This is a genomic window from Clostridioides sp. ZZV15-6388 (assembly GCF_020657755.1).
Lineage (GTDB): Bacteria > Bacillota > Clostridia > Peptostreptococcales > Peptostreptococcaceae > Clostridioides.
In genome coordinates, this window is record NZ_JAGWCU010000063.1 from 1 (window position 1) to 6174 (window position 6174).

Below are 6174 nucleotides of genomic sequence, written 5' to 3' on the forward strand. Positions count from 1 at the left end.
GGCTATAATCCAAAAGATATGTCTATAACATATAGATTCTTTTCAGACCTTGTTAGCATATATAATAGAAAAACTATAAATAAGAAACTATCTATAACCTTTTTAATCTCTATAGTTATACAAGCAATTATTCAGTACATAGTTTTAGTATTATTTATGCGTGTATATTATGTTGAGGCAATAGTTATAGAGGTTTTATTCACACTTGTAAGTATAATTTCTTATTCTTCTATATACAACTTTTTATCTAGTAAGTTTAACTACATAAATAATATCTCGAAAAATATAAAAAATATTGAAAATGGAAATCTAAAATATAAGTTGGAAGTGATAGGAGACGATGAAATATCTGCTTTATCCAAGAGTATAAATAATATAACAGATGGTCTTGAGGCTGCTGTAGATGCTAATATAAAAAGTGAAAGAATGAAGACAGAGCTTATAACAAATGTATCTCATGACTTAAAGACTCCACTTACATCTATATTAAGCTATGTTGATATGTTAAAAAATAATGACTTTGATAAAGAAACAATAAACGACTATATAAATATTTTAGATAAAAAATCACAAAGATTAAAATTATTAATAGAGGATATATTTGAAGCTTCTAAGCTTAGTAGTGGTGATGTGGAATTTAATATAACAAAAACTGATATAAAAGAGCTCTTAATTCAAAGTATAGTAGAACTTGAAGATAAAATTCAAAACAGTAATTTAGATTTTATAATAGAAACACCTGAGGAATCTGTATTTACTATGATAGATGGAAAAAAGACTTGGAGGGTATTTGAAAACCTGATTGGCAATATACTAAAATACTCTATGAAAAATACTAGAGTTTATATAGATATGTTTATAAAAGATGAAAATATAATAGTAACATTTAAAAATATTTCAAATGATAAATTAAATCTAAAACCAGAAGAATTAATAGAAAGATTTAGAAGAGGTGATATATCAAGAAATACAGATGGCTCCGGTCTGGGCTTATCAATTTCTCAAAATATAATTGAATTACAAAATGCAACTATGGAAATAATTATAGATGCTGATTTATTTAAAGTAGCCCTTTCTTTTAAAAAAATTAATTAATATTAAATACATAAGGTTGTAAATTTCAAAATAATTTTTATTTTAAATTACATGCTATAAATGGTTAACTTGCAATTTACAACCTTATTAAAATCATAAAACTATTTTTAATATACTTATATACTTACTCTAATATATAGTCTTATTTTTTCCTGATTTTTTAGCTTTATATAGTTTTTTATCTGCCTCACTTAAAAATGCTTCAAAAGAATCAAAGTCTATCCATTCAGAAATTCCAATACTTACAGTTATTTTATAGTCGAGGTCTTTAAAATTATATTTAAGTAGACTATTATGAACTTTAGATTCAATATGAATTGCTTTTTCTATATTTTCTGTCAAAACAATAAATTCATCTCCACCATATCTACCAGCAAATAAATAGTAATCTCTAAATGATTGAATGATGTAGGCCATCACTCTTATAACCTCATCTCCCACTAAATGCCCATAATTATCATTTACATGTTTAAAATTATCTATGTCAATTATCATTATTGCATAGTTTTTAGAATTATCTTTAACAGTATATTTTATATTTCCCATAATGGCTCTTTGATTTAATAAACCAGTTAATTCATCCGTAATAGCTAGTTGCTGAAGTTTTCTGTTTGCCTCTAACAACATAACTTTTTGCTCTTCTATTTCTTTTGTTTTTTCATGAATAATTGCCTCTAATCTATTATTTTCAGCTTCCATTAAACTTATCGGAAAATACTCACCTATTTTTTGTAAATCATTTGCAACAGAAGTATGAACACTGCTTATTAATATTTCTCCCTCACATTCAACACATAAGTATGTTATTCTTATTTCTACTTGAAAATTATAACCTTTTTTAGTTTTCTTACCAACTAGATACTCGCCAAATACAGTATGTAAATTTTTTGAATATTCTTTACTATCTAGCCATAACTTTTCTAAAATAAAACTATCTGGTGATTGTTTTACATACTCTTCTAATAAATACTCTACTTCTTCAATACTATTCCCTACTTCAAACTTTCCAGTACCAATCCAACATATATTTTTGTGAAAAAAAGACATACATTTTTTCACATCCCTATCTACAAAATATGCATTTATAAACTGCTCAACACGTTCAACATATTTGTTCTTAAACATAATATTATTATCCCCTTATCGTTCTAATAAAGTTATTATATCATGACATTGTGTATTTGTTTAAAGAAAAAATTTTATATCTATACATAATTATTTTTTATGCTTTTTAGGAGTAAACAAGAAAAAAACCTCCTTGGAGGTCTCTTTCTAAATGTTGGGGTTTATATTTACATATTTATTTGATTATACCTTTTAGTGCGATATTAATACATTTTAAATTATATTTCTCTATAAATCATCATGTATTTCATCTCTCTGTATTTATAATATCACATAGAATTTCCATAATCAGTTACATATCTGTTACCTAAGATTACAATTTTGTAATATTTGTAATCTTAGGTATAAATTTACATCCATTCTTTAATATAAGTGTATGTTTTTTATTAATCCTAAAGACCTTTTAAGTCATATTTTTCTAGGAAAAGTTTTAATTCAGAGTAAATTTCTTCTGCTCCACCAACTTTATTTGATTCAATATTTAAAGCTAACAATGGCTCATGTAATGATATTCTAAGTAAAAACCAACCATCTCCATTTGCTTCATTACAATTAACTCTTATACCTTCAAAGTTGTTTGGTGCAACAGACCATCCATCAACATCATTAACATGAGAATCTAATTCTTTTAATATATCTTCTGCATATGGTCTAAAATCTTCTTTATTGATGCCTATTCTAACTTCTTTTTCTTCCTTTGCTTCTTCAAGGTTTTCTATCAATTCTTCTATAGTCTTTCCTTCTAAAGAAAGTTTTGCAACTTTTATTAAAATTTTAGCTATTAAATATGCTCCATCATCTAAAAAATAATTTTCTTTTAAAGCAGCATGTCCAGATGTCTCTATAGCTAAATGGCACTCTTCACCTTCACTATTTAATCTTATAGCTTCATTTATTACATTTTTATATCCTCTTTTAAATCTATGATGTCTTCCTCCTAATTCGCTTATGAATTTAGCAAGACCTTCTGAAGTAATAGAATCAGTTACTATAGCTGTATTTGGATGTTCTTCTAATATTATTGATGATATAACAGCTATAAGAGCATTTTTATTTATTGGTTTACCATTTTTACCTACAATAGCAGCTCTATCTACATCTGTATCAAATATTATTCCTAAATCACTCTTATTATCTAATACGGCTTTACAAATGCTTTCCATTGCTTCTTTATTTTCAGGATTTGGTATATGATTTGGGAACATACCGTCTGGGTTCAAAAATTGACTACCTGTTGTATCTGCTCCCAGTATGTGTAAAACTTTTTCAGCAAAAAAACCTCCAGCTCCATTTCCTGCATCAACTAGTATTTTAAGTCCAGAAAAAGGCTTTTCATAGTTTTTACTTGAGTTTACACCTATTCTAATTTTATCTATCAATAAATTAGAATAATCTTCTATTAAATTTTTTACTACAACTGTACCTTTTTTGTCTACTCTTTCAGACTGTACACTATCATTTTTAACAGCTATATCCAACATTTCTTTTATATCTGTTTTTTCTAGACCACCATTTTCTGTAAAAAACTTTAATCCATTGTAGTAATAAGGTAAATGGCTAGCTGTAATCATAATTGACCCATCAGAGTGGTATCCATCCATAATAGTTGTCATAAACATTGCTGGTGTTGTAGCAATCTCACAATCAATTACATTACAATTATCATTGATTAAAGTTTCAATAACAGTGTTTCTAAATTGACTCCCTGTTATTCTAGAATCAGTTCCTATTGCAACAGTTATTTTGTCTTTTTTAGTTTTTTCTTTTAACCAAATATGAAATGCTTTAGCTATTTTTTTTACTTCTTCTACAGTTAAATTAACTTCCTTAGAATCATTTTTATATGCTATTCCTCTAATATCTGTCCCATTTTGCAGTTTGTATATGTCACCCATAAACATTCTCCTTACTCAATTAAAATTTTTATTAAATATTATAAAATTCCTAATTTATTTAAAATTTACATTATCTAAATATACAAATTTTATAATTTTATTATTAACTATTTTATACTTTCTTTTAGCTCTCTTATCTTCTCTTTATATGAAATTGGAGGCTTGTCATTAAATAAAGCTGATGTACCAACAACATATATATCGACTTTTTTGCCATTCATAAGTCTAATAGTATCTTTATTTATATTTCCATCAACTTCTATAAATGGAGGATTATCATAATCTTTTAATATCTCTGTAAGCTTATCTAACTTATCTAAAACAGAGAGATTAAACTTTTGACCTGCAAATCCTGGATTTACTGTCATTACTAAGATACCCTCAACTAAACCTATATATTCTTCTATTTTATCTACACTAGTTTGGGGACTTATTGCTAACACTGGCCCTATTCCATAATCTCTCAACTTTTGTATATCAGCTTTTACATCTGTGCTTGATTCCACATGAAAAGAAATATACTTTGGCTTTATATAAGACATCATATCAATATACTTATTTGGAGTTTCTGTAGCTAAATGAATATCTAAAGGTATAGTTGTATTTTCGCTTATTGACTTTAATAGTTCTGGTCCCATGGCTAAGTTTTTGACAAATATTCCATCCATAACATCACAGTGAAGCAATTTTACATCAGCCTCTTCAAGAGCTTCTAGTTCTTTTTTTAAGTTCATTTGGTCTGCACACATTATTGAAGCACAAATAATAGACATAACTTTCCTCCTTAGTCATAAATTTTCATTATTTATAAGTTTTCATTTTCTATATCATCAATCATTTGTAATCTTCTTGCATGTCTTTCTCCATTATAACTTGAATTTAACCATTCTTCAACAATTCTCATTGCTAATCCTTTTCCAATAACTCTTTCCCCTAAACAAAGTACATTTGTATTATTGTGTTCTCTCGTAGCTTGGGCTGAAAAACAATCTGACACAACTGCTGCTCTAATTCCTTTAAATTTATTTGCGGCAATAGACATACCTATTCCTGTACCACAACAAAGTATACCTAAATCTGATTTTTTACTTTGAACATTTTGACTTACTTTTTTTGCATATATTGGAAAATCTACACTTTCTTTTGAATTTGTTCCTACATCTTCAACTTCTATACCTTTATTAATTAAGTTTTCTTTTATAAATTCCTTTAACTCGTAACCACCATGGTCACACCCAATAGATATTTTCATTAAAAAGCACCCCTTTTTATATAATATTTTACAATTATCGTAAAAATAAAGCTGTCCCATTGTAGAAATTTCTTTCTATTTTTAAGACAGCTTTAATTGATTTATATCAAATCAATTTATTATTCAATGATATTTACATCTATAATAATTCTTTTATATTTTTTACTATATCTTCAGTAGTTAATCCGTAATGTTTTAATAAGTCTGCTGGTGTACCTGATTGACCAAATACATCCTTAACACCAATTCTTCTAACTACTACATCTTTAGTTTCTGCTAAAGCTTCACATACAGCTGAACCTAAACCACCAATTATACTGTGCTCTTCTGCTGTAACTACTTTTCCAGTTTTCTTAGCACTTTCTTTTATTAATGTTTCATCTAAAGGTTTTATTGTAGATATATTAACAACTTCTACATTTACACCTTCTTTAGCAAGTTCTTCTGCTGCTTCTAATGCTTTTGCTACCATTATTCCTGTAGCTATTACTGTTATATCAGAGCCTTCTCTTAAAACAGTTCCTTTTCCTATTTCAAATTTATAGTTTTCACTGTTTACATCTGGAGTTGCAGCTCTACCTAATCTTATATATACAGGTCCATTATAATCAATAGATGCAAATAGTGCTTGTCTTGCTTCTAAAGCATCTGCTGGATTTAATACAACCATATTTGGTATACCTCTCATTAAAGATATATCTTCTATAGCTTGATGACTTCCTCCATCTTCTCCTACTGTTACTCCTGCATGAGTAGCTGCTATTTTAACATTTAAGTTTGGATATGCTACAGAGTTTCTTATTTGCT

General features: G+C 27.3%; 6 protein-coding genes. 1 reads left to right on the plus strand and 5 read right to left on the minus strand.

From position 1 onward, the window contains the following. On the plus strand, window positions 1–1095 hold a 1095-nt coding region (locus KGF48_RS19530; protein ID WP_227868487.1), incomplete at its 5' end, for a sensor histidine kinase. A 129-nt stretch (window positions 1096–1224) separates the two neighbouring features. Here the strand turns inward: KGF48_RS19530 and KGF48_RS19535 are convergent. The 5 genes from KGF48_RS19535 to KGF48_RS19555 all read right to left on the minus strand — a co-directional run. Next, window positions 1225–2220 carry a GGDEF domain-containing protein gene (locus KGF48_RS19535; protein WP_227841001.1) on the minus strand — a complete coding sequence of 332 codons (996 nt, stop codon included), beginning with the start codon at window positions 2218–2220 and terminating at the stop codon, window positions 1225–1227. A 392-nt stretch (window positions 2221–2612) separates the two neighbouring features. Continuing rightward, entirely contained in the window at window positions 2613–4115 is a 1503-nt protein-coding gene (locus KGF48_RS19540) for a phosphomannomutase/phosphoglucomutase (RefSeq protein WP_227868488.1), read from the minus strand. Window positions 4116–4222: 107 nt separating this feature from the next. Continuing rightward, on the minus strand, window positions 4223–4888 hold the full coding sequence (locus tag KGF48_RS19545) for a ribulose-phosphate 3-epimerase (protein WP_227829230.1): 666 nt from the start codon (window positions 4886–4888) through the stop codon (window positions 4223–4225). A 32-nt stretch (window positions 4889–4920) separates the two neighbouring features. Continuing rightward, window positions 4921–5367, minus strand: coding sequence for a ribose 5-phosphate isomerase B (gene rpiB, locus KGF48_RS19550; protein ID WP_227829231.1), 447 nt, complete (start codon window positions 5365–5367; stop codon window positions 4921–4923). Between the two features lie 139 nt (window positions 5368–5506). Then, window positions 5507–6174: transketolase C-terminal domain-containing protein (locus KGF48_RS19555; RefSeq protein WP_227868489.1), on the minus strand; the 668-nt coding region annotated here is incomplete at its 5' end.

Excerpts from the sequence above, each read along its gene's own strand:
- rpiB (WP_227829231.1), bottom strand. The coding sequence starts at position 5,367 with ATGAAAATATCTATTGGGTGTGACCATGGTGGTTACGAGTTAAAGGAA.
- KGF48_RS19540 (WP_227868488.1), bottom strand. The coding sequence starts at position 4,115 with ATGGGTGACATATACAAACTGCAAAATGGGACAGATATTAGAGGAATA.
- KGF48_RS19545 (WP_227829230.1), bottom strand. The coding sequence starts at position 4,888 with ATGTCTATTATTTGTGCTTCAATAATGTGTGCAGACCAAATGAACTTA.
- KGF48_RS19535 (WP_227841001.1), bottom strand. The coding sequence starts at position 2,220 with ATGTTTAAGAACAAATATGTTGAACGTGTTGAGCAGTTTATAAATGCA.